Source organism: Streptomyces lasiicapitis (assembly GCF_014646335.1).
Classification (GTDB): Bacteria; Actinomycetota; Actinomycetes; order Streptomycetales; family Streptomycetaceae; genus Streptomyces; species Streptomyces lasiicapitis.
Window position 1 is genome coordinate 144,718 of record NZ_BMNG01000018.1, and the last position, 22,898, is coordinate 167,615.

The window sequence follows — 22,898 nt, forward strand, 5'->3', positions numbered from 1 at the left end:
TCACTGGTAACGAGTGCTCGACGGGCGAGATCTGCGGTCCGGTTTGAGGAGGAAATGCGTGTGATGCCGTCTCATATCGCGGACTCGGTGGCCGACGTCCCCGTGGTCGTCCTCGACGGGCTGGGGCTGCCCGTCGCCGATGTCGTACGTCTCGCCGACTCCGCCGCGCGGCCCGTGCCCGGCACCGACGCCATGAAGCGCGTCGAGGAGTCCTGGAACGCGGCCCGCCAGATCGCCTCCTGGGGCCGGGTGTACGGCCGCTCCACGGGCGTCGGCGCCAACCGCACCGAGGACGTGCCCACCGAGGCCGCCGCCGACCACGGCCTCAGGCTCCTGCGCTCCCACGCGGGCGCCATCGGTGCCGAACTGCCCGCCCGCGAGGTCCGCGCGATGCTCGCCGTCCGCGCCAACCAGCTCCTCGCGGGCGGCGCCGGACTGCGCCCGAGCGTCGTGACGGCGCTGTGCGAGGCGCTTGACACCGGGGCGTACCCGAAGGTGAACGAGTTCGGATCCGTCGGCACCGGCGACATCGCGGCCCTCTCCCAGATGGGCCTCGCCCTCGCCGGCGAACACCCCTGGGAGGGCGCGGCCCCCCGCCCCCAGCCCCTGGACAACAACGACGCGCTCGCCCTGATCAGCAGCAACGCGCTCACCCTCGGCCAGTCCGCCCTCGCCCTGCACGAGCTGCGCGGACTCCTCGGCGCGACCCAGGTGGTGGCGGGCCTTTCACTCCTCGCCGTCGATGGTTCGTACGAGGCGTACGCGCTGCCCGTCCACGAGGCGCGGCGGCACCCCGGCTCGTACGCCGTCGCCGAGCGCATGCGCCGGCTGCTCGGCGCCGCCGACCGCCCGACGCCGCCGCTCGGCCGGATCCAGGACCCGTACGGGTTCCGCTGCGTCCCGCAGATCCACGGGCCCGCGCACGATGCCGCCGACGCCCTGGAGAACGTCCTGACGGTCGAGATCAACGCGGCCGCCGAGAACCCCCTGATCTCACCCGAGGACATGGCGGCGTACCACCACGGCGGCTTCTACATGGCCCAACTCGCCCTGTCCCTGGACCACTTCAGACTCGCCGTGACCCAGGCGGCCCGCCTGTCCAGCTCCCGCCTCTCCACCCTCAACGAACCGTCGTTCACGCGCCTGCGGCCCTTTCTGGCCGACGCCGAGCCTGCCTCGTCCGGGGTGATGATCCTGGAGTACGCGGCGGGCGCGGCCCTCGGTGACCTGCGGGCGTTCTCCGCCCCCGCCTCGCTCGGCCACGCGGTGCTCTCGCGCGGCGTCGAGGAACAGGCGAGCTTCGCGTCCCTCGCCTCGCGGCAGGCGCTGCGGGCGTGCAGTGCCTACCGGCTCGTGGTGGGATGCGAACTCGTCGCCGCCGTACGGGCGTTGCGCCAGCGCGACCTGCGGCTCGACGCCGGGCTTCCGGTGACGTGGGCGTACGAACTCGCCGCCTCCGTCCTGGAGCAGGACACCGTGGACCGTCCGCTGACGGATGATGTGACGGCGGCGGCCGCCCTGCTCGACCGGTTCACGGAGCTGTGGGAACAGCTGGGCCCTGGGGCGGGCGAGAGCGCTTGGCCGGAGGGGCCTCAGGGCGCGGGTGCGACAGGTTGGACAGGGTGGAGAGGTACGGCATGAGTGACAGTCCCGCGGCGCGGCTTCAGGTGCTCTTCGAGGGGCACCGGCTGACGCCCACCCAGCGGCGCATCGCCCACTGCATGGTGCGGCGGGCCGCCGACGCGCCCTTCCTCTCCAGCGTCGAGCTCGCCGAACTCGCCGGCGTCAGCCAGCCGTCCGTGACCCGCTTCGCGGTCGCGCTCGGCTTCGACGGCTATCCCGCGCTGCGGCGGCACTTGCGCGAGGTCGCGCCCGCGACTGCCGGAGCCGAAGCCGATCTCAACGAGTACCAGCAGGCCGTGCACGCCGAGATCGAGAACCTCCGCCACCTCGCCGAACTCCTCGCCGACCCCGCGCCCGTGGAGCGGGCGGGGCGCGTCCTCGCCTCCTCCCGCCCCCTGCCCGTCCTCGGGCTGCGTGCCGCTGCCTCCCAGGCGTACGGGTTCTCCTACTTCGCCGCGAAGGTGCACCCCGACGTGCGTCTCCTCGACGAGGGCGGCTCCATGCTGACCGACCGCGTGGACGCGGCAGTCCGCGCCGGGGCGTCTGCATTGTTGTGCTTCGCCCTACCTCGCCACCCCCGCGAGGTCGTCGACGCCCTCGCCTACGCCCGCACCGCCGGCCTCACCGTCGTCACCGTCGCCGACTCCGCCTTCGCCCCCGTCGCCGCGCACTCCGACCTCCTCCTCCCGGCGGCCGTCGGCACGGGCCTCGCCTTCGACACGGCCTGCGCGCCCATGCTCCTCGGCCGGGTCCTCCTGGAAGCGATGTGCGACGGGTTGCCGGACGCGCAGGCGCGGTTGGAGGAATTTGATGTGGGGGCGGCGGAGCGGGGTCTTTTCGTGGAGTGAGCCTTCCCCGCTGCATCCATCAGCGCGCTCCGCGCGCGGGCGCCCCTTCCGGGTGAGGGGACCGTGACTCCTGCCGGGTGCCGATGCTCCGGCGTAGGCTCGAATCATGACCGAGGCAGAGGACTACGACCACCTCCGGCACCTGATCGACAGGCTGCCGCCGGAGAAGCTCCGGCACCTTCGCGCCGTCGTGGACACGGACCCGGAGATCGCCGTGTACGTGGCCGACGAGGCACTGCCTCCAGCGGCCGAACGCCCCGGCTTCGCCGCCTTCGCCGGCATGGGGCGGTCAGGCCACACGGACACGGCACGATCGCACCGGGAGCTCACCGCGGAGTGGAGCGACGAGAACCGTTGAGGTGCCACCTTCTGGATACCGGTGTCCTGTACGCGGTCGCAGACGAGGACGACGCCGACCACACCCAGTGCGTGGCGTACGTCAGCACCTTGCGGGGGCGACTGTTGGTGCCCGCGCCCGTGATCGTGGAGACCTCACAGCTCATCGAGCGCCGCCTCGGCCCGGACAATGAGGCCGTTTTCCTCGACTTGTTCTCGGTCGGCACGCTCGAAGCCGTCGACCTCACCACCGAGGACTACGTGCGGGTCGCCGAACTGGTACGCCGGTACGCCGACTTTCCTCTCGGCACGGTTGATGCCTCCGTTGTCGCGGTGGCCGAGCGGCTCGGGCTGACCGAAGTGGCGACGCTCGACCACCGCCACTTTTCGGCGGTCCGCCCCCGGCACACAAAAGCCTTCACGCTGTTTCCGTGAGCCGGGTACGCACACCCTGCGGCCGCCCACCCCCGCGCACCACCCCTAGCCCTCCTCCCGCACCCGCAAAACCACCTTGTTCACGACCCACAACCCCACCCCGATCGCCACCAGCACCCCCGCGCGGATGTAGACCTCCGCCGGGCGGTCCGCGAGGGGGCTGGCCAGGATGAGGGCCGTGATGGCGCCGAGGACGGGGAGGGCGGTGGGGGTGCGGAAGTGGGGGTGGGACACGGGGTCGCGGCGCAGGACCAGGACCGTGACGTTGACGACGGCGAAGACGCAGAGGAGGAGGAAGGCTGTCGTGTCGCCCAGGCCCTCGATCTCGCCGGTGGAGACCAGGCCGACGGCGAGCAGCGAGACGAAGACGATGCCCACGATGGGCGTGCGGCGGCGCGGCAGGACGCGGCTCATCGCCCGCGGCAGGATGCGCTCGTTGGCCATGCCGTAGCAGAGCCGCGAAGCCATCATGATGTTGATGAGGGCCGAGTTCGTGACCGCGAACAGGGCGATCAGGGCGAAGAGTTTGTGGGGGAAGTCGACACCACCGGCTTTTACCACCTCGAGGAGGGGGCCGGACGAACCCGACAGGGTCTTGTAGTCGACCAGGAGGGACGAGACCAGGGCCACGAGGACGTAGATCGTGCCGGTCACGGCCACGCCGATGAAGATCGCCTTGGGGAACGTACGCGTCGGATCCTTCGTCTCCTCGGCCATGTTCACGGAGTCCTCGAATCCGACGAAGGCGAAGAAGCCGAGGGCGGTGGCCCCGAGGACGCTGGTGAGCAGGGCGTATCCGGTGCCGTCCGACTCGAACTCGGTGAGCCGGGCCGGCTCACCGTCCCCGCCGAGGACGGCCCATGCGCCGATCGCGAGGATGATGAGCAGGCCGGTCAGCTCGACCACGGTCAGGACGACGTTGGTCTTCACCGACTCCGAGACACCGCGCAGGTTCAGCGCCGCGAGCACCAGGATGAACGTGATCGCCACCAGCGTCGGCGGCAGCGCGTCCCCGGTCAGCTCGCTCAGATAGTCACCGCTGAAGGCCCGCGCCGCCGCGCTCGCCGAGGACAGGCCCGAGGCCATCACCATGAACGCGATGATGAAGGTGACGAAGGGGACCTTGAAGGCCTTCTGCGTGTAGAGGGCCGCGCCCGCCGCCTTCGGGTATTTGCCGACGAGTTCGACGTACGAGGCCGCCGTCAGGATCGCCACGACGAACCCGATCGCGAACGGCAGCCACAGCGCGCCGCCGACCTTTCCCGCGACCTTGCCGGTGGTGGCGTAGATGCCGGTGCCGAGGATGTCGCCGATCACGAAGAGGATGAGGAGCTTGGGGCCGAGCACGCGCTTCAGGCCCGGTTCCTCGGCGGCTGGTGGGGTGGTGGTGCCGTTCGTTCCTGACGTCGTCACAGGAGCCTCCCCCGAGGGTGACGGTGGACCGTCGCCGGCCTCCGACTGGGAAGGATCTTCTGCCCGCGCGAGCCGGTGATGATGCGGAAGTTGAGCAAGCTCAGAGGGTGCGGGAGTCGAGTGGGATCAGCGGGTGCGGGAGTCGAGCGGGCTCAGCCCCTGCCCCCGAGCTCGCGCAGCCCGTCCCGCAGCCCCCCGCCCGCCTCCGCCACGATCTCCTCCACCCGCTGCGCCGCCCGCACCACCGCGAACCGCACCGCTCCACCGCCCTCCCGCGAGTCCGTCGCGAAGCCGTGGATCCCGGGCCTGGCCAGGCTGTTGTACGAGTAGTGGTGGGCGAAGTAGTACGCGCCGGTGTCCAGGACCGCCACGTGGTCGCCCTGTTCCAGGGGCGGCAGCGGGCGGTCCCGTGCGAGCAGGTCGCCCGCGAAGCAGGCCGGGCCCGCGATGTCCTGGCCGGTGGCGGGGCCGGACTTGGGGCGCCCCTTCGCGTCGTACGCGGCGATCCGCAGCGGCCAGGACTCGGGCGCGTACACCGTGCGCGTCGCCACCTGCACGCCCGCGTGCGTCAGCGCGATGGGGCGTCCGCCCGCCGACTTCACGTACTCGACGCGCGCGAGCAGCGTGCCGTGCTTGGCGAGCAGCGACCGGCCGAACTCGGTGACCAGGCCGTAGCGCCCGTCGAGCAGTCCGGGCACCTCGCGCCGCAGGAGCCGCGCGTACTGGGCGAACGTCGGTGTCTCCTCGTCCGAGGCGAAGTTCACAGGAAGCCCGCCGCCGATGTCGAGGGTGTCGATCTGGCGGCGGCCGGCGCGCGAGTTGATCTCCTCGGCGAGTTCGTACGTCGCCGAGACACCGCCCACCATCAGATCGAGGGGCATGCCCTGGGAGCCGGAGTGCGCGTGCAGCCGGGTCAGCCAGGGCCGGTCCAGATACGCCCGTACGACCCACTCGCGCACGCCGTCGTCCCGCAGCGGCACCCCGAACTTGGAGGTGGCGGTGGCCGTGGAGAGCGCCTCGATCGAGCCGCCGCCGACCTGCGGGTTCACCCGGATCCCGAGCGGGGAGCGGGTGGGCGCGGACTGGACGAGCGCGTCGACGCGGGCCAGTTCCTGCGGGTTGTCGGCGTTGACGGCGATGCCGAGGGCGAGGGCCTCGCGCAGTTCGGCGGGGGTCTTGGCGGGGGAGTCGAGGACGGTGTGCGCGGGCGGGATCCCGGCGGCGCGCGCGAGGGCCAGCTCGCCGGGGCTCGCGACCTCCGCGCCGATCCCGGCGTCGTGCAGCAGGCGCAGGACCGGGACGAGGGGGGTCGCCTTCACGGCGAAGGCGTGCAGGACGGGGGTGCCGGGGGCGGTGACCTCGTCGAAGGCGGCACGCAGGGCGGCGGCGCCCGCGCGGATCCCGGCGATGTCGAGGAGCCCGGCGAGGGGGGTGTCGGGGCCGACGATGCCCTGCTCCACGGCGGCGCGGACGGCTTGGTCGCGGCGGTCACTGGCGGGGGCGCCCTGGGGTGGAGCCTGGGGCGGGGCCTGGGGCGCCGTCGGCCCGAGGACGCGCGTGAGCTGATCGGTTTCGTCTTCGTCCGACCGCCGGTCGGTCCAGTCGTCGAGGCCCATGTGATCCAGACAATCACCCGTGCGCCGCCCCCGCTGCCCCGCCGACCTATTGACTAGGTCTATTCACGACTCCAGGATGTGAATATCAACGTCACAGCATCGAACCGTCACAGCATCGAGGAGGCACTGCCATGTCAGGACCCCGCCCCGTACGAGCGCCGCGCGGCACTGAACTGAGCGCCCTGGGATGGCAGCAGGAGGCCGCCCTGCGGATGCTCCAGAACAACCTCGACCCCGAGGTCGCCGAGCACCCCGACAAGCTCGTCGTCTACGGCGGCACCGGCAAGGCGGCCCGCGACTGGCGCTCCTTCGACGCGATGGTGCGCACGCTCAAGACCCTCAAGCAGGACGAGACGATGCTCGTCCAGTCCGGCCGCCCGGTCGGCGTCATGCAGACCCACGAGTGGGCGCCGCGCGTCCTCATCGCCAACTCCAACCTGGTCGGCGACTGGGCGAACTGGGAGGAGTTCCGCCGCCTGGAGCAGCTCGGCCTCACCATGTACGGCCAGATGACGGCCGGTTCGTGGATCTACATCGGTACGCAGGGCATCCTCCAGGGCACGTACGAGACGTTCGCCGCCGTCGCCGCGAAGAAGTTCAACGGCACGCTCGCCGGGACGATCACGCTCACCGCCGGGCTCGGCGGCATGGGCGGCGCGCAGCCGCTCGCCGTGACGATGAACGACGGCGTCGCGATCTGTATCGACGTCGACCCGCGCGCCATCGAGCGCCGCATCGAGCACAAGTACCTGGACGTGAAGGCGGACTCCCTGGAGCACGCCCTCCAGCTCGCCGTCGAGGCCCGCGACGCCCGCCGCCCGCTGTCGATCGGCCTCCTCGGCAACGCCGCCGAACTGCTGCCGCGGATGCTCGCCGAGAGCGCCCCCGTCGACATCGTCACCGACCAGACGAGCGCCCACGACCCGCTCGCCTACCTCCCCGTCGGCGTCGACTTCGACGACATGGCGACGGCGGCCGAGAAGGACCCGGCGGGCTTCACGCAGCGCGCCCGCGAGTCCATGGCCAAGCACGTCGAGGCCATGGTCGGCTTCATGGACGCGGGCGCCGAGGTCTTCGACTACGGCAACTCCATCCGCGGCGAGGCCCAACTCGCGGGCTACGAGCGCGCGTTCGCGTTTCCCGGCTTCGTACCCGCCTACATCCGCCCCCTCTTCTGCGAGGGCAAGGGCCCCTTCCGCTGGGCGGCCCTGTCCGGCGAGGCCTCCGACATCCACAAGACGGACAAGGCGATACTCGACCTCTTCCCCGAGAACGAGTCCCTGCACCGCTGGATCAAGATGGCCGGCGAGCGCGTCCACTTCCAGGGCCTGCCCGCCCGCATCTGCTGGCTCGGCTACGGCGAGCGCGACAAGGCCGGCGAGCGCTTCAACGACATGGTGGCCTCCGGCGAGCTCCAGGCCCCCCTCGCCATCGGCCGCGACCACCTCGACTGCGGCTCCGTCGCCTCGCCCTACCGCGAGACCGAGGCCATGCTCGACGGCTCCGACGCGATCGCCGACTGGCCCCTCCTGAACGCCATGGTGAACGTCGCCTCCGGCGCCTCCTGGGTCTCCCTGCACCACGGCGGCGGGGTGGGCATGGGCCGCTCCATCCACGCGGGGCAGGTGTCGGTGGCCGACGGCACGAAGCTCGCGGGCGAGAAGGTGCGGCGCGTGCTGACGAACGACCCCGGGATGGGGGTCATCCGGCACGTGGACGCGGGCTATGACTCCGCTGACGCGGTGGCGGACGAGCGGGGCGTACGCATTCCCATGCGGGAGTCCGAGTGAACGAGGAGATCTCCCCCAACCCGCCCCGTCCCGAGACTGGGGGCTCCGCCCCCAGACCCCCGCATCGGCCTTCGGCCTCGTCCTCAAACGCCGGACGGGCTGAAAACAACCGGCACACTCCCAGCCCGCCCCCGGCAGGGCCCACCTTCCACCAGATGTGGGCAGACCTCAGCCCCATCGGCCGCAACCCCGACACCCACGGCTACAGGCGCTCCGCCTGGACAGGCGCAGACGCGGACTGCCGCACCTGGTTCCAGGAGCAGGCGGAGACCCGAGGCCTGACCTACGAGACGGACCGTAACGGCAACCAGTGGGCCTGGCTCGGCGACCCGACCGCAGGGGACGCGGTCGTCACCGGCTCCCACCTGGACTCCGTCCCCGACGGAGGAGCCTTCGACGGCCCCCTCGGCGTCGTGTCGTCCTTCGCCGCGCTCGACGAACTCCGCGCCAGGGGAGCGAAGTTCACCAAGCCCCTCGCCATCACGAACTTCGGCGACGAGGAGGGCGCCCGCTTCGGCCTGGCCTGCGTGGGCTCCCGCCTCACCGCGGGCAAACTGACCCGCGAAGCGGCGTACGAACTCCGCGACGCGGACGGAGTCAGCCTCCCGGAGGCGATGGAGGCGGCGGGCTACGACCCGTCGACGATCGGCGCGGACCCCGAACGCCTGGCCAGGATCGGCGCGTTCGTGGAGCTGCACGTGGAACAGGGCAGAGCCCTGGCTCTGTCCAATAGCGGCTCCGCCGCGGGTTCCGGCGACCCCGTGGGCATCGCCAGCGCCATCTGGCCCCACGGCCGCTGGCGCTTCGACTTCCGCGGCGAGGCCAACCACGCGGGCACCACCCGTCTGGTGGACCGCAGGGACCCGATGCTGTCGTACGCCGAGACGGTCCTCGCGGCCCGCCGCGAGGCGGAACTCGCGGGCGCGGTCGCCACGTTCGGCAAGATCGCGGTCGAGCCGAACGGCGTGAACGCCATCCCGTCCCTGGTCCGCGGCTGGCTGGACTCGCGCGCCGCCGACCAGGACACCCTCGACACGGTGGTGACCGCGATCGAGAAGGCGGCCCACGACTACGCCGACCGGCACGGCATCGACCTCGCCGTCGTACGGGAGTCCTTCACGCCCGTCGTGGAGTTCCAGCACGCGCTGCGCGACGAGTTGGGCGCGATCCTGCGCGAGCACACCGGCCAGGGCCGCGACATCCCCGTACTCGGCACCGGCGCCGGGCACGACGCGGGTATTTTGTCCGAGTCGGTCCCCACCGCCATGCTGTTCGTGCGCAACCCCACGGGCGTCTCGCACTCGCCCGCCGAGTACGCCGCCGAGGACGACTGCCTGGCCGGGGTGCGCGCACTGGCCGACGTACTGGAGGGTCTCGCGTGCCGCTGACGCACACCTACTGGGCCGAGCACGCCTGGCTGGAGCCGAACGTCGAGCCCGGCGTGGCGCTCGACGTCGGGGCCGACGGCCGGATCGCGGCCGTACGCACCGGTGTCGAAACCCCGCCGCCCGGCGCGACCGTCCTGCGCGGCCTGACGCTCCCCGGCCTCGCCAACGCCCACTCGCACGCCTTCCACCGCGCGCTGCGCTCCACCGTGCAGGTCGGCAGCGGCACGTTCTGGACGTGGCGCGAGGTCATGTACTCCGTGGCCCACCGCCTCACCCCGGAGACGTACCACGCGCTCGCGCGGGCCGTGTACGCGGAGATGGCGCTGGCCGGCGTCACGGCCGTCGGCGAGTTCCACTACCTCCACCACGCGCCCGGCGGCACGCCGTATGCCGACCCGAACGCGATGGGCGAGGCCCTCATCGCCGCGGCCGCCGACGCGGGCATCCGCATCACGCTCCTCGACACCGCGTACGTCGCTTCGGGGCTGCGCAGCGCCGCGGAGGGCGAGCCGCCCAACCGTCACCAGCTGCGCTTCTCCGACGGTACGGCCGAGGCCTGGGCCGAGCGGGTGTCCCTCCTCAAGGAGGGCGATCGCGAACACGTCCGCATCGGCGCCGCCATCCACTCCGTACGGGCCGTGCCCGCGCGGCAGTTGGGGACCGTCGCCGAGTGGGCCGCCTCGCGCGGGGCGCCGCTGCACGTCCACCTGTCCGAGCAGACCGCCGAGAACGACGCCTGCCTCGCCGTGCACGGCTGCACGCCGACGCGGCTGCTCGCCGACCACGGCGTGCTCGGTCCCCGTACCACCGGTGTCCACAACACCCACCTCACCGACGCCGACATCGCCCTCATCGGCGGGTCCGGCACCGGCACCTGCATGTGCCCGACCACCGAGCGCGACCTCGCCGACGGCATCGGGCCCGCGCCCGCCCTCCAGCGCGCGGGCAGCACCCTCTCCCTGGGCAGCGACAGCCACGCCGTCATCGACCTCTTCGAAGAGGCGCGGGCCATGGAGCTCGACGAACGCCTCCGCTCGCGCACCCGCGGGCACTGGACCGCCGCCGCGCTCCTCCGCGCGGCCTCCGCCGACGGCCACGCCGCCCTCGGCTGGGCCGACGCCGGGTCCCTCGAACCCGGCGCCCTCGCCGACTTCGCCACCGTCGCGCTCGACTCCGTCCGGACGGCCGGGGCGGTGCCGCGGCTCGCGGCGGAGGTGGCGGTGTTCGCGGCCTCGGCGGTGGATGTCCGCCACACCGTGGTGGGGGGCCGCCACGTGGTCCGCGACGGCGTGCACACCTTGCTCCCCGACGTGCCGTCGGCGCTGACGGAGGCGGTGGTGACGCTGCGCTGAGCTTTCCCCCCACCCCGCCCCTTCCCGGCTGTATCGATTTGCGGCTCCGCCGCGTGGGGGGCTCCGCCCCCGGACCCCCGTATCGGCCTGAACGGCCTCGTCCTCAAACGCCGGACGGGCTATTTCCCACCCACCCGCCCCAACTCGCACGACGGCACGCAGCCGGCACTCCCAGCCCGTCCGGCGTTTGAGGACGAGCCGCGAAGCGGCGATAGCGGGGAAAGGGGCGCAGCCCCATGTACGGCGGAGGCCCGTCCCGCCCGAAGGGGACACCCACCCCGGGGGCCCGGGGGCGGAGCCCCCGGTCTCGGGAAGGGGCGGGATTGGGGAAACAACCGCCGGAGGCACACCCCCACCACCCACGGACAGGACCATGACGACAACCGCCACCGCCGCCACCACCACCGTCATCACCAACATCGCCAGCCTCGTCACCAACGACCCCACCCTCGGAGAGGGCCCCCTCGGCCTGGTCGAGGACGCCGCAGTCGTCCTGGACGGCGAAACCGTCGCCTGGGTGGGCCCGACCGCCAAGGCCCCCGCGGCGGACGAGACGTACGACGCAAAGGGCCACGCGGCCATCCCCGGCTTCGTCGACTCCCACTCCCACCTCCTCTTCGCAGGCGACCGCACCAAGGAGTTCAACGCCCGCATGGAGGGCCGCCCGTACGAGGCCGGAGGCATCCGTACGACGGTCGCCGCGACCCGCGCGGCCACGGACGCGGAGCTGGAGGCGAACGTCACCCATTACCTCCGCGAGGCCCTGCGCCAGGGCACGACGACGTTCGAGACGAAGTCGGGGTACGGCCTGACGACCGAGGACGAGGCCCGCGCCCTGCGCATCGCGGCCCGCCACACGGACGAGGTCACGTTCCTGGGCGCCCACATCGTGTCGCCGGACTACGCGGACGACCCGGCGGCGTACGTGGCCCTGGTGACCGGCGAGATGCTCCAGGCGTGCGCGCCGCACGCGCGCTGGGTGGACGTGTTCTGCGAGAAGGGCGCGTTCGACGGCGACCAGGCGCGGGCGATCCTCACGGCGGGCAAGGCGAAGGGCCTGCACCCGCGCGTACACGCCAACCAGCTCAGCTACGGCCCCGGCGTCCAGCTCGCCGTGGAACTGGACGCGGCGAGCGCCGACCACTGCACGCACCTGACGGACGCGGACGTAGACGCCCTGGCGAACAGCCGGACTGTCGCCACCCTCCTCCCCGGCGCCGAGTTCTCCACCCGCGCCGAGTGGCCCGACGCCCGCCGCCTCCTGGACGCGGGCGCCACGGTGGCCCTCTCCACGGACTGCAACCCGGGCTCGTCCTTCACGTCCTCGGTCCCCTTCTGCATCGCCCTCGCCGTACGGGACATGGGGATGACCCCGGACGAGGCCCTCTGGTCGGCCACAGCGGGCGGCGCCGCGGCCCTGCGCCGCACGGACGTGGGCCGCCTCACCCCGGGCACCCGAGCCGACCTGACCCTCCTCGACGCCCCGAGCCACGTCCACCTGGCGTACCGCCCGGGGGTCCCGCTGGTCACGGAGGTGTGGCAGCGGGGCGCACGCGTGCGCTGAGGGCCCTTGCGGGGCAGGCCACTTCAGGCATGGAGCGATTAGGGGAGCAGCACACCAGGGCCAGCGACAGGAACAAGGGCCGTTCCAGATAGCAGCCGTGGGACACGTCCCCGCCCCACCCGAGCCGAGCGGCAGCGGACCCGACGAGCCCCGCGAGACGCCGACCCTCCCGCTCGGCCTCGGAGCCGAACCGAGGCGCGTACTCGGCCAACCGCTCCCCGAACCAGGCAGCCGCGCCCTTCGGCTCGTCCCACGTGCCCCGGATCAGCTTCTCCGGCTTGATCAGCCAGTACGCCGTTTCCAGCGGCGGCAGATCCACGACGGGGAACTCCGCCCTCACCTCCCGGTGTCGCTGAATCAGCTCGGGGCTGCTGCTGTCCGGGGGTGGGTGCGGAGGCGGAGGCCGACGCAGCGCCTCGTCGTCGAACCGCTGTTTGGGGCCGGTCCACAGGTAGCCATGGTGGTGCAACTGTCTTCCCTTTCGCGGCCCCAGGCCGTGAGCGGTCAGGCGGAGAGCCCGAACCTCGCCGGGTCGATACCGGCCGCGTCCAGCTCGGCCGTGCTGAAACGCAGGGGCGCGACGTCGGGCCGCTTGCTGTCCCCCATCGCCCAAGCACCCTCACCAATCTTGGCGAGAGTCACGCACGATTCGCCGTCCGGATGCGTGTTGCCACCGCACACCTTGCTGAACACGGCGGCCTCGGAGAGGGGGAGGTCGTACAGGCAAAGCCTGCTGGATTCTGAGGTCTTGTCTTTGTTCTTCATGAACCCATCATTGCGCCCCAATGGGTCGATGTGGAGCGCTAGTTGCGATGATGCATAAAGCCTTCGGCGGTTTCGGTCAGAAAGGCTGAAGCGTCATCGCCGGTGAGAGCGTGAGACCAGAACAGGTCGAACAGACTCAGATGTTGGGCGATATCCCGGGGGTCGCGCAGCACGACTTCCCCGGAGAACAGTTCGACCGTGACAAGGCGGTCGTCGTAGACGACGAAGATGTTCATCGGAGTACCGGGAACCTGTACGCCTTTCGGGACTATTCCGATCTCGACGTTGGGCTTCCTGTTGACCTTCGCCATGTGCGCACACTGCGCCGCCATGGCTTCAGCGCTCGCCCGTCGCCACTTCACGGCCTGCTCGGTCATCAGGAACCAGAACGAGCGTGACGTGTCGTCCAAGATGGCCTGGCGGTCCATGCGGGCCTGCACGGCCCTGCGGACATTCCTGGCCGGATCGCTGTCCACCGTGGGGGACAGCGTCTCGATGGCGTACTCGCGGACGTGCAGGAGGCCGGTAGGGATGGCGGGCAGGAAGTGCCGCATCGCTCGCGAGGAAGACTCAAGCGCCTTCAGCTCGGCTTGCTTGTGGTAGAGGCCGACACGTGCATACGCACGCCAAGATGCGTAGTCAACATTGGCTCTGCGCGCCAGTTGTATGAGCTCGTCGGAAACTTCGTCGGGAACAGTCAACGCCTTGAGGATTCGCTCGACGTCAATGACCGTGGGCAGCGCGCGACCGGTCTCAATACGACTGATCTTCGTCTGGCTCATGTTGCAGCGGAGCGCAAGGCGTTCACCGCTGAGGCCGGAAGCGCGGCGGAGACCCCGAAGGGCCTCCGCCAAGTCCTTCCGTTCCCGTGCTTGCGTCTCAGGTTCGATAGGCACTGAACGGCACGGCCCTTTCCAGGGCGAGATCCCTCCATGCGAGATACTTACCCGTGTCTGGGTCTTGGATCAGTTCGCGGTTGATCTGCGTTCCGTCGGGACGGTAGTTGAGGTGTACGACCGTCGATTCGTCGAACATCCAGAAGTCCTGTTCTGGAAGTCCAGAGTTCGACTGGTCGGTCACATCAACGATTTGGTAGTCCTCCCCGGCTGCGACATTTCCGGGGATGCACCACTCGAACAGGTACCGGCTGTACGGCGTGAGCGGTCGGCGCATGATCTTGGCGCGTGTCATCGTCCGCCCGGCTGCCGCGTGGTTTCTGATCGTCTGGTGCCACGACTCGTTGAAGCCGTCGGGCTTCTGGGCTCCGGCAAGGAAGTCGCGGACCGTCTCGGCCTCGGTGGGCATGGTGTACGTCTGGTGGACTTCCAGCCGGAAGGCGGAACGCTTGAAGTCGCGGAAGTACGCCTGCCATGCGTCGCCGTCCAGCAGCACGGGGCTAGAGCCATCCACGGGCACGGGCCGCCTCCTTCAGGATGTCTTCGGGGATCAACACGACCGATTCGCCATCGGGCGTCGGGTGGATCACGTCGTATCCCTGGATCGCCAACATCCCGGGTTCCGGCGTCGCGTACACGGTCGGGCAGTCGCCGTTCCCGCACTTGTCGTCGTCGCTCCTGCACGGTCCGCCGGCAATCATCCGCAGTTCGTCCACTGAGACCCTCCGGTTTGTGTGGTCAGCAAGCTACGGATGGTCATACCCCCGTCACAAGAGCGGCCCGCGCTCTAGTCACGTAGCCGCATAGAACCGTGGGGCAAGTTCTGACAGAAGGCGCCTTGACCAGCCACTACACAGGTGGGGCGCGCGATCAGTGCCTGATCCGACGCCAGTTTTCGCCGTCCAACGGCACGGACAGCTCCCCTCAAGCGGTCAGTTCGCCTTCTGTGACGGCGGTGATGAAGGGCGCCCAGGCGGTCGTGTGAAACACGAGGGCCGAGCCGTGCGGGACCTTGGTGTCCCGGACGGGGACGATGCCGGGGAGGCTGTCGGATATCTCGACGCAGTCGCCGCCGGTGCCGTTGCTATAGCTGCTCTTCCGCCAGGTCGCGGCGCTCAAGTCGGTGTCGTGGCTTGCCATTTCGGTAATCCTCAGCCGCATCCTCGATCATGGCCAGGGACGCCCCAGGCGGCAGTGCGGCGGCCCTGAGCAGATCGTACGACCCTCGGTACTGCTTCACGAGCGCTGGGTAGTCGATGAGTTGGCCGCTGTGGAGGCCTTCCGTGTACACCACGGGAGGGGAGTCCGGGAAGGTCATGACCTTGGCCATGCCCATCATGAGCGGGTGTGCGGCGGTCGTTTCCGGAACGATCTGCAGAATGGAGCCGGTGGTCTTGACCACCTCGGCAATGTGCTCCAGCAGTTCGGCCATCTGCTCCAGTGGGAGTGCTCGGCGGCGGATCACCGACTCATCCATGATCACCCAGTACTCCGGAGGCTGCTCCCGTTCGAAGAGCTCGGCCCGTTCCATCCGGGCATTCACCTTCTTCTCGACCTCATCGCCCAAGGCCCGGGGCAGTGCCGCCCGTACGATCGTGCGGGCGTACGCCGGAGTTTGCAGCAGTCCGGGCACGATCATCGGCGCCCACTCCTCGATGCTCTCCGCGTACCGCTCCATCTCCGCGACATCCGCGAAGTACTCGGCGTGACCGCCTTGGCGGGCCTTGCGCGCGTCTTCACAGCGGCGTTGGAAAAAGCCGTCCGTCTGGAGCTTTGCGTCGACGTGCTGGGCCAGATCGAACGGCATGCGTCGCTCGCCGCGCTCGATCTGGCTGAGAAAGGGGACGCCTCGGTAGCTTCCCTCAGCCAGCCGTTCGAGGGTGAGGCCCGCGGCCTCTCGCTTGAAGCGCAACTCCGCGCCGTAGAAGGCCGGAACGCTCGCCGACGCGTCGGGATCCTTGCGAGGAGGCACAACGCACCACCGTCCTTTGCCAGTTGCCCTGCGCAACCCAAACCCCTGTCACGCTACGCCGCCCAAACGCCACCGTGTGACCGATCCATCACAGAGCGCACGGAAGGCGTACCCCATGCAAGACCCAGACCCAGACCCAACCTTCGAACTGGCCCTGCTCGCCGTCCCCAAAGCGGTCCCCGAAGTCCGCCGCACCCTGAGCTGCCATCCGTACGGCGATCCTCACCCCGACGTACAGCTCTGCGTCAGCGAACTGCTCAGCAACGTGATCCGGCATGTTGGCGAGGGCACCCCGGTGACCGTCCGCCTCACCAGCGCGCGCGGCCGGGTTCGGGTGGCGGTCACCGACCCCGACCCGCGTGCCTGGCCCCTGCTCCGCCGGGTAGGCGGAGACGACGAGACAGGCCGCGGACTGGCCCTCCTTGACGCGGTCTCGCTGCGCTGGGGCGTGGAACAGGGGCCCGACAGCAAGACCGTCTGGTGCGAGTTGGAGGGAGGGCGGCACGGTGTGGCGCTGCCCACCTGAGGCGTGCTGTCCCGCGAGTGCCATCCTGGCCCCATGAAGACCATCGGCCTCATCGGCGGCATGAGCTGGGAGTCCAGCGCCGAGTACTACCGGCTGCTCAACGAACTCGTGCGGGAGCGGCTCGGCGGGTTGCATTCCGCGCGCTGCGTCCTGCACTCCGTGGATTTCGCGGAGATCGAGCGGCTGCAGGTCGCGGGGGAGTGGGAGCGGGCCGGGGATGTACTCGCCGCTGCCGCCAAGGGACTTGAGGCGGCCGGTGCCGATCTCGTGCTGATCTGCACGAACACCATGCACAAGGTCGCGGGGCAGGTCGAGAGTGTGCTGTCCGTGCCGCTGCTGCACCTCGGCGACGCCACCGCCGAGGCCGTGCGCGCGGCGGGGGAGCGGCGGGTCGGGCTGCTCGGCACCGCGTTCACCATGGAGCAGGATTTTTACCGTGACCGGCTCGCGAGCCATGGGCTTGAGGTGCTTGTGCCGGACGAGGCGGGGCGGGACGTCGTCCACCGCGTGATCTACGAGGAGTTGTGCCTCGGCGTGGTACGCGATGAGTCGCGGGCCGCGTACCAGGAGGTCATCGCGGCTCTCGTGCGCGACGGCGCCGAGGGCGTCATCCTCGGCTGTACGGAGATCGAGCTGCTGATCGGGCAGGAGCACAGCCCGGTACCCGTCTTCCCGACGACGCGGCTCCATGCCGAGGCGGCCGTGGACGCGGCCCTCAGGGCTTGAGGGGGTTGAGGGGGTTGACGGGGTTGAACGCCGATCGCCGGGCGGGCTCAACACATTGAGCCCGCCCGGCGATCGGCGTTCAAGGACGGCGGAGGCGACGCGCGGGTCACTCCTCCAGTGTCAGCCCCTTGCGGAGCTTCACGAGAGTTCGCGACAGGAGTCGCGACACGTGCATCTGTGAGATGCCCAGTTCCTCGCCGATCTCCGACTGCGTCATGTTGGCGACGAAGCGCAGGGAGAGGATCTTCCGGTCCCGAGCCGGGAGTTCGGCGATCAGGGGCTTGAGGGACTCCACGTACTCGATGCCTTCGAGGCCGTGGTCCTCGTAGCCGATGCGGTCGGCGAGGGCGCCCTCGGAGTCGTCCTCCTCGGGCTGGGCGTCGAGCGAGCTGGCGGTGTAGGCGTTGGACGCCGCCATGCCCTCGACGACCTCTTCGTTCGAGATGCCGAGGCGCTCGGCGAGTTCGGCCACTGTCGGCGCGCGGTCGAACTTCTGGGCCAGCTCGTCGCCCGCCTTGGCCAGGTCGAGACGGAGTTCCTGGAGTCTGCGCGGGACGCGCACCGACCACGACGTGTCGCGGAAGAAGCGCTTGATCTCGCCGACGATCGTCGGCATCGCGAAGGTGGGGAACTCGACGCCGCGGCTCAGCTCGAAGCGGTCGATCGCCTTGATCAGGCCGATGGTGCCGACCTGGATGATGTCCTCCATCGGCTCACTGCGGGAGCGGAACCGGGAGGCGGCGAACTTCACCAGGGCGAGGTTGAGTTCGACGAGGGTGTTGCGGACGTATGCGTGTTCGTGCGTGCCTTCTTCGAGGGATTCGAGGCGCTCGAAGAGGGTCTTGGACAGGGCCCGCGCGTCCAGCGGCCCCACCTGGTCGTACGGCGGGATCTCGGGGAGGCCCTCAAGGCTCTCGGCGCTCTCGTGCAGCTCTCCGGCGCCTGCGAGCGGGGGCTCGGCCGTGGCGGTCGGGGCGGCCTCAAGGGTCGGCGCGGCCTCGTGGGCCGGACCCGGGATCCCTGAAACAGCGGTCTGGGTGCGGTTCGGCGGGGGTGTCGACGTCGCTTGGTCAGTACGCGATTCGTCGAGCCGGGGTGACATGGTCTCCTCCATCGTTCTCGGCATATGGCTGCCGATGCCACTACGTGCACTGCGGTGTGCGGCGCCTCCATGGCCGTCCGTCTCGATTGGTGTCTCTTCTACCCCTACCCGCTTCCGCGTCGGAGTCGCAAGTGGCTTCCGTGGCGAAATGTCCGAATTCGGGGGGATGTTCGGGTACCCCGGAGCGTAGGGAAGGCGTAATGTTCAAGAGCGTCATCGCGCGACATGAGCGCGCAAGCAACAGCCCACGACTTGTCGGGAAGAGAGTGACGGCATGGACCGCGGGACGGTCGGCAGCGCACACCGGGGCCGGCTTCTGGTCGAAGTCCGAAAAGAGGGCCGCAGTGCCGTCGTGACTCCGGCGGGTGAGTTGGATCACCACACCGCCGATCTGTTGCGCGAGCCACTGGAGGCCTGTGTCGACGACGGCTTCGCACGCCTCGTGGTCGACTGCTCACGGCTGGAGTTCTGCGACTCGACGGGGCTCAACGTGCTCCTCGGGGCCCGGCTCAAGGCCGAGGCCGAGGGGGGTGGGGTCCATCTGGCGGGGATGCTGCCCGTGGTGGCCCGGGTGTTCGAGATCACTGGCGCCGACGCCGTCTTCACCGTCCACGACACACTCGAAGCGGCGCTGGCCGACTGAGTCGGGGTGACTCGCCGATGACTCTCCGTGCGTGGCGAGAAGAGTTACGCGTCAGTTGTCGCTGTGTGATCGATGCGTTACCAGCGTCACACGGATCGTGCCGAATCCATGGGTGTCCGCACGGATCGGCAGGGCAGGAGTCACTCTGAGTCTGTCGTCCACATCCATCAAGTCATTCATCGAGTCAAAAGCATCAAGTCAACAGTCAGATCGAAGTCAGAACGGCAAGCGGCCGGGACGCATCCGGGCGGGCGGGGGTCCGCCACCGGGGCCCTGCGCACCCGCCACTTGTCCGGTCCTCTTGTCGGTGAGGTGAAGTGCTGATGAGCACCACCCGGCCTTACTCGCCGGGCGACCGTGGCCCGGAGCCGGAGGCCGCCGTGGCGGCTGCTCCCGAGCCCGCGGCCACCCCGGAGTCCGGGGGCCGCCAGGCCCGCAGGCTGAGCCTGAACGGGGCCAGCGGTGTCGTGCCCCTGTCGCGCGACTTCACCCGCGACGCGCTGCACGCCTGGGGCTGGCTGCCCGCGGCCGGCGCCGACCGCCGCGCCGCCGCCGAGGACGTGCTGCTCGTGGTCTCCGAGCTGGTCACCAACGCGTGCCTGCACGCGGAGGGGCCCGAGGAGCTCTGGCTCAGCTGCGAGGGCAAGGTCCTGCGCGTCGAGGTCTCCGACCGCGGCGCCGGTACGCCCGCGCCGCGCACCCCGCACCGCGCGGGGCGGCCCGGCGGCCACGGGATGTTCATCGTGCAGCGGCTCTGCCTGGACTGGGGGGTCGTACGTACGCCGGGTTCGGCCGGCAAGACGGTATGGGCGGAGTTGGGCGCCCCCAACTAGTCCGGGGGGCCGGGCCCCCTCGCCCACGGGCTCCCTCGGCGGCTGAATCGCTCCGCCCCCTGAAGTTTCCTCAACGCGTCGGATCATCACGGATCCGGCGCGTCCTTTGTCTTCCCTCGGCAAGGCCCCGGGCGTACCTTGAGCGCCCAATCTGATGTGCCGTCAGTAAATTCGCACGCGCGGCACGGACTCAGCCCGCACCACGGCATGAGGGGAAAACGAGGTGTCGTACCAGAAACAGACGGCCGCGCTCGTCCTCGCCACGGCCCTGGCCGGATCGGCTCTGCTCCTTGCCGCACCCGCCCAGGCCGAGGTCCAGGACGTGGACTACCAGTGCAAGACGCCCATCGGGAACAAGGGGGCGGTCTCGCCGATCGAGATCAAGAGCGTGAAGAGCGGCAGCGGTTACAAGCTCACCATGTCCTTCCAGAAGGGTGTCTCCTCCAGCCCCGTCGAACTCGGCAAGGGCGCGATGAAGCCCAGTGCGGTGATCAAGCTGGGCGGCGCGGAGAGCGGCACGGTCGCGGTCTCCGGGCCCACCAACCCCGAGGCCATTCCGGCCAACACCCCCATCAAGATCAGCGATTTGTCGGGCACGTACACGCCCAAGAAGTCCGGCAAGGTCACGTTCACGGCCGGGGTCCTCACGATCAAGGCGCTCGGTACGACCACGACGTGTACGCCCGCGAACAACCCCAAGCCGTCCCTGACGCTGGACGTCAAGGGCTCGGGCGGCGGGTCCGGCGGCACGGGCGGGTCCGGCTCGGACACGGGATCGGGCTCCGGCTCTGGCTCGGGTTCCGGTGACACCTCCGGCGGCTCGCAGGGCGCGCCCTCCGGCGGCGACGAACTCCCGCAGACCGGCCCCGCCGACTCCGCGATCGCCCTCGGCACCCTCGGCGGCACCGTGCTGCTCGCGGGCGCGGCCGGCGTGCTGTGGCTGACCCGGCGGAACCAGGCGGCGCGGTCGCGCTGAGGCGTGCCGTGTGACGTGTGGGAGGTACGAGCACGGGGGAGCCGCTGATGCCGTCGACATGGGGAACGCATGCGCGGCGTGCGCTGTGCGTGGGCGCCGCCGCGCTGCTCGCGTGGTGCGCGGCGGGCCCCGCGGTGGCCGTCGACGACGGTGCCGCGCGGGCTGCCGACAGTGGTCCCACCCGGGCCGTCGACGACCGTCCCGCCTGGTCCGTCGCGCCCTCCGCCGGGGCCGGGTCCCGGTCCGCGCGGGACGGTGGGCGGCCCTACTTCTACGCGGAGGGCGAGCCCGGAGCCGTACTCGAGGACACCGTGTCCGTCACCAACCCGGGGGCCCGGCCGCGCACCGTGACCCTGCGCGGCGCGGGGCCCTCCGGCACCGGGAAGTGGCTCGCGTTCGCGAAGCGCGAGGTGACCGTGCCGCCGCGGACGCGCGCCGACGTGCCGTTCACCGTGACGGTGCCGTCGGGTGCCGCACCCGGCGACCACCTCGGTGAGGTCGTCGCGCGCGGCGGCGGGCACGACGAGCGGGTGGCCCTGCGGCTGCGGGTGAGCGGGCCCACGCTGTCCGCGCTCACCGTGGAGCGCGTCCGCGTGGACGCGGGGGCCGGGCGGATCTCGTACGACCTGGTCAACCGCGGCAACACCGTCCTTGAGCCGAGGGTCGCGGTGCGGGCCGAGGGGGTGTTCGGCGAGCTGCTCGACCGCGGGGCGCGGAAGCTGCCCCTGGAGCTTGCGCCGGGGCGGCGGGTCTCCCTCACGGAGCCGTGGGGCGGGATGCCCGCGCTCGACGCGGTGGACGTGAAGCTCACGGTCACGGCGGGCGGGGGCGTGCGCGAGGTGGGGGTCGGGTCCGCGCGGCTCGTGCCCTGGCCGGTGGTGTCGGGGGCCGCTGCCGGGGTGGTCGCGGTGGTTGTGGGGGGCTTTGTTGCGGTACGTCGGCGTCGGCGGGTGGAGGCCTCCAGTGAACGGTAAGTCGAACGGCAAGACTGTGAAAGCGGCCGTCCTCGGCCTTGCTCTCGCCCTGCTCGGCCTCGCCCTCACCGCGGCTCCCGCCGCCCGCGCGGCCGACAAGCCCACCGTCACCCTCTCCAAGTCCCAGGCGGGGACCGGGGGTTCGGTCACCGTCAAGGGCAAGGGCTGGCGGCCCGACACGCTGCTGATGATGCTCGTGTGCGGGCAGGCCACCACCGCCGTCGGCGTGCCCGGCGGCACCAACTCCTGCGCCAACTCCCAGGGGCGCGCCGTCACCACCGACGGCGACGGCGCCTTCAGCAAGAAGCTGCCCGTCACCGAGCCCCCGAAGCCCTGCCCGTGCGTCGTGCACGTCGCCACCGTGACCGGCGCGAAGACCGCCGTGGACGCGGAGTTCAAGGTGGCGGGGCACCCGGTGAAGCAGCTGCCCGAGCAGCGCGCGGGCGGGCGGCTCTCCGTGCTCACCGACACCCGGCTCGACGGGTCCGGCGGCATCCTCACCTGGTTCGGCTCCCCGCCGTCGCGGAGCCTGGTCTTCACCGTCGGCAACGTGGGCTCCGCGCCGGTCAAGAACCCCGTCTTCCAGGTCGGCACCTCGCACGGCGTGTTCGCCCCGAAGTGGGAGGAACAGCAGTGGCGCGGCACCATCGCGCCCGGCGAGAAGGCGCGGATCAAGCTGCCCGTCGAGCTCCCCGCGGGCGCGCACGGCGACTACCTGGTGTCGCTGCGGTTCGCCGACAAGGTGCTCGCCGAGCAGCCGTGGGGCGTCGGGCGGCCCTGGGGCGTCACCTTGTTCTGGGTGCTGCTCTGCGTCGTCGTGCCCGCGGCCGTGTTCCGCGTCGGCATGGTGCTCGTCGACCGCCTCCGCCCGGACCGGCGCCGCCGCGCCCCCGGCCGCCACCGCACCACCCGCATCGGCGAACTCACCGGACGCCTGCCGAAGCTGCGCCTGCCGCAGTCGGCCCAGGCCGCGGACCGCGGCGGCCCCCCGCCCGCCCCCGCGCAGGCGCCCCCCACGACCACCCTGCCCTGGTTCAGCCCGGACACCGACCCGGGCGCACCGGCGGGACAGCTCTCCGCACCGTCCGACAACGGCCCCACGACGAAAGGACAGCCATGA

The 22,898-nt window shown here is 70.9% G+C and carries 25 protein-coding genes; 15 read left to right on the top strand and 10 right to left on the bottom strand.

The features are described 5' to 3' along the window. The first annotated feature begins 63 nt into the window (after positions 1–63). The 4 genes from IEY91_RS34355 to IEY91_RS34370 all read left to right on the top strand — a co-directional run bounded on the left by IEY91_RS34355 (position 64) and on the right by IEY91_RS34370 (position 3,242). Positions 64–1,641, top strand: coding sequence for an aromatic amino acid ammonia-lyase (locus IEY91_RS34355; RefSeq protein WP_229697428.1), 1,578 nt, complete (start codon positions 64–66; stop codon positions 1,639–1,641). After that, positions 1,638–2,471, top strand: a complete 834-nt coding sequence (locus tag IEY91_RS34360; protein ID WP_189176976.1) for a MurR/RpiR family transcriptional regulator — start codon at positions 1,638–1,640, stop codon at positions 2,469–2,471. The genes IEY91_RS34355 and IEY91_RS34360 overlap by 4 nt, the downstream gene beginning before the upstream one ends. A gap of 106 nt (positions 2,472–2,577) precedes the next feature. Continuing rightward, positions 2,578–2,829 carry a hypothetical protein gene (locus IEY91_RS34365; RefSeq protein ID WP_164324209.1) on the top strand — a complete coding sequence of 84 codons (252 nt, stop codon included), beginning with the start codon at positions 2,578–2,580 and terminating at the stop codon, positions 2,827–2,829. Then, the gene (locus IEY91_RS34370; protein WP_229697413.1) at positions 2,808–3,242 is read left to right on the top strand and encodes a type II toxin-antitoxin system VapC family toxin; all 435 of its coding nucleotides are present in this window, start codon (positions 2,808–2,810) and stop codon (positions 3,240–3,242) included. Before IEY91_RS34365 ends, IEY91_RS34370 begins: the two co-directional genes overlap by 22 nt. A 45-nt stretch (positions 3,243–3,287) precedes the next feature. Here the strand turns inward: IEY91_RS34370 and IEY91_RS34375 are convergent, their stop codons facing one another. Further along, entirely contained in the window at positions 3,288–4,655 is a 1,368-nt protein-coding gene (locus IEY91_RS34375; RefSeq protein WP_189176977.1) for an APC family permease, read from the bottom strand. 152 nt (positions 4,656–4,807) lie between these two features. Next, positions 4,808–6,271: a type III PLP-dependent enzyme domain-containing protein gene (locus IEY91_RS34380; protein ID WP_229697416.1), complete on the bottom strand. Its 1,464-nt coding sequence runs from the start codon at positions 6,269–6,271 to the stop codon at positions 4,808–4,810. Between the two features lie 131 nt (positions 6,272–6,402). Here IEY91_RS34380 and hutU point away from each other — a divergent pair, with 131 nt between their 5' ends. From hutU to hutI, 4 genes are all read left to right on the top strand, one after another. Then, positions 6,403–8,061 (top strand): urocanate hydratase, encoded by a 1,659-nt coding sequence (gene hutU, locus IEY91_RS34385; RefSeq protein WP_189176978.1) that lies wholly within the window; start codon positions 6,403–6,405, stop codon positions 8,059–8,061. 155 nt (positions 8,062–8,216) lie between these two features. Continuing rightward, positions 8,217–9,449, top strand: coding sequence for an allantoate amidohydrolase (locus IEY91_RS34390; RefSeq protein ID WP_189176979.1), 1,233 nt, complete (start codon positions 8,217–8,219; stop codon positions 9,447–9,449). Next, positions 9,446–10,801 carry a formimidoylglutamate deiminase gene (locus IEY91_RS34395; RefSeq protein ID WP_189177016.1) on the top strand — a complete coding sequence of 452 codons (1,356 nt, stop codon included), beginning with the start codon at positions 9,446–9,448 and terminating at the stop codon, positions 10,799–10,801. Before IEY91_RS34390 ends, IEY91_RS34395 begins: the two co-directional genes overlap by 4 nt. A gap of 373 nt (positions 10,802–11,174) precedes the next feature. Beyond that, positions 11,175–12,365, top strand: a complete 1,191-nt coding sequence (gene hutI, locus IEY91_RS34400; RefSeq protein WP_189176980.1) for an imidazolonepropionase — start codon at positions 11,175–11,177, stop codon at positions 12,363–12,365. Here hutI and IEY91_RS34405 read toward each other — a convergent pair. The 7 genes from IEY91_RS34405 to IEY91_RS34435 all read right to left on the bottom strand — a co-directional run bounded on the left by IEY91_RS34405 (position 12,328) and on the right by IEY91_RS34435 (position 15,998). Continuing rightward, entirely contained in the window at positions 12,328–12,834 is a 507-nt protein-coding gene (locus tag IEY91_RS34405; protein ID WP_189176981.1) for a hypothetical protein, read from the bottom strand. The genes hutI and IEY91_RS34405 overlap by 38 nt on opposite strands. Before the next feature lie 35 nt (positions 12,835–12,869). After that, complete coding sequence (locus IEY91_RS34410) at positions 12,870–13,130, bottom strand: DUF397 domain-containing protein (protein WP_189176982.1); 261 nt, start codon at positions 13,128–13,130, stop codon at positions 12,870–12,872. A 38-nt stretch (positions 13,131–13,168) separates the two neighbouring features. Continuing rightward, entirely contained in the window at positions 13,169–14,026 is an 858-nt protein-coding gene (locus IEY91_RS34415; protein ID WP_229697417.1) for a helix-turn-helix domain-containing protein, read from the bottom strand. After that, positions 14,010–14,522, bottom strand: coding sequence for a DUF6879 family protein (locus IEY91_RS34420; RefSeq protein WP_189177018.1), 513 nt, complete (start codon positions 14,520–14,522; stop codon positions 14,010–14,012). Before IEY91_RS34420 ends, IEY91_RS34415 begins: the two co-directional genes overlap by 17 nt. Before the next feature lie 4 nt (positions 14,523–14,526). Beyond that, the gene (locus IEY91_RS34425; protein ID WP_373288088.1) at positions 14,527–14,742 is read right to left on the bottom strand and encodes a hypothetical protein; all 216 of its coding nucleotides are present in this window, start codon (positions 14,740–14,742) and stop codon (positions 14,527–14,529) included. A 208-nt stretch (positions 14,743–14,950) separates the two neighbouring features. Next, positions 14,951–15,166 (bottom strand): DUF397 domain-containing protein, encoded by a 216-nt coding sequence (locus tag IEY91_RS34430; RefSeq protein ID WP_189176983.1) that lies wholly within the window; start codon positions 15,164–15,166, stop codon positions 14,951–14,953. Continuing rightward, positions 15,111–15,998, bottom strand: coding sequence for a helix-turn-helix domain-containing protein (locus IEY91_RS34435; RefSeq protein WP_189176984.1), 888 nt, complete (start codon positions 15,996–15,998; stop codon positions 15,111–15,113). The genes IEY91_RS34430 and IEY91_RS34435 overlap by 56 nt, the downstream gene beginning before the upstream one ends. A gap of 115 nt (positions 15,999–16,113) precedes the next feature. Between IEY91_RS34435 and IEY91_RS34440 the strand changes: the two genes are divergently transcribed. Further along, the gene (locus IEY91_RS34440) at positions 16,114–16,524 is read left to right on the top strand and encodes an ATP-binding protein (protein WP_189176985.1); all 411 of its coding nucleotides are present in this window, start codon (positions 16,114–16,116) and stop codon (positions 16,522–16,524) included. A 33-nt stretch (positions 16,525–16,557) separates the two neighbouring features. Continuing rightward, complete coding sequence (locus tag IEY91_RS34445) at positions 16,558–17,250, top strand: aspartate/glutamate racemase family protein (RefSeq protein WP_189176986.1); 693 nt, start codon at positions 16,558–16,560, stop codon at positions 17,248–17,250. Positions 17,251–17,356: 106 nt separating this feature from the next. Here the strand turns inward: IEY91_RS34445 and IEY91_RS34450 are convergent, their stop codons facing one another. Continuing rightward, the gene (locus tag IEY91_RS34450) at positions 17,357–18,352 is read right to left on the bottom strand and encodes an RNA polymerase sigma factor SigF (RefSeq protein ID WP_189177020.1); all 996 of its coding nucleotides are present in this window, start codon (positions 18,350–18,352) and stop codon (positions 17,357–17,359) included. A 274-nt stretch (positions 18,353–18,626) separates the two neighbouring features. Here IEY91_RS34450 and IEY91_RS34455 point away from each other — a divergent pair, with 274 nt between their 5' ends. The 5 genes from IEY91_RS34455 to IEY91_RS34475 all read left to right on the top strand — a co-directional run bounded on the left by IEY91_RS34455 (position 18,627) and on the right by IEY91_RS34475 (position 22,898). After that, on the top strand, positions 18,627–18,995 hold the full coding sequence (locus tag IEY91_RS34455; RefSeq protein WP_164324239.1) for an STAS domain-containing protein: 369 nt from the start codon (positions 18,627–18,629) through the stop codon (positions 18,993–18,995). A gap of 323 nt (positions 18,996–19,318) precedes the next feature. After that, positions 19,319–19,828 carry an ATP-binding protein gene (locus tag IEY91_RS34460; protein ID WP_164324241.1) on the top strand — a complete coding sequence of 170 codons (510 nt, stop codon included), beginning with the start codon at positions 19,319–19,321 and terminating at the stop codon, positions 19,826–19,828. Between the two features lie 223 nt (positions 19,829–20,051). Then, positions 20,052–20,804, top strand: a complete 753-nt coding sequence (locus tag IEY91_RS34465; protein WP_164324243.1) for an LPXTG cell wall anchor domain-containing protein — start codon at positions 20,052–20,054, stop codon at positions 20,802–20,804. A 47-nt stretch (positions 20,805–20,851) separates the two neighbouring features. Continuing rightward, positions 20,852–21,778 carry a COG1470 family protein gene (locus IEY91_RS34470; protein ID WP_189176987.1) on the top strand — a complete coding sequence of 309 codons (927 nt, stop codon included), beginning with the start codon at positions 20,852–20,854 and terminating at the stop codon, positions 21,776–21,778. Continuing rightward, entirely contained in the window at positions 21,768–22,898 is a 1,131-nt protein-coding gene (locus tag IEY91_RS34475; protein ID WP_229697419.1) for a hypothetical protein, read from the top strand. The genes IEY91_RS34470 and IEY91_RS34475 overlap by 11 nt, the downstream gene beginning before the upstream one ends.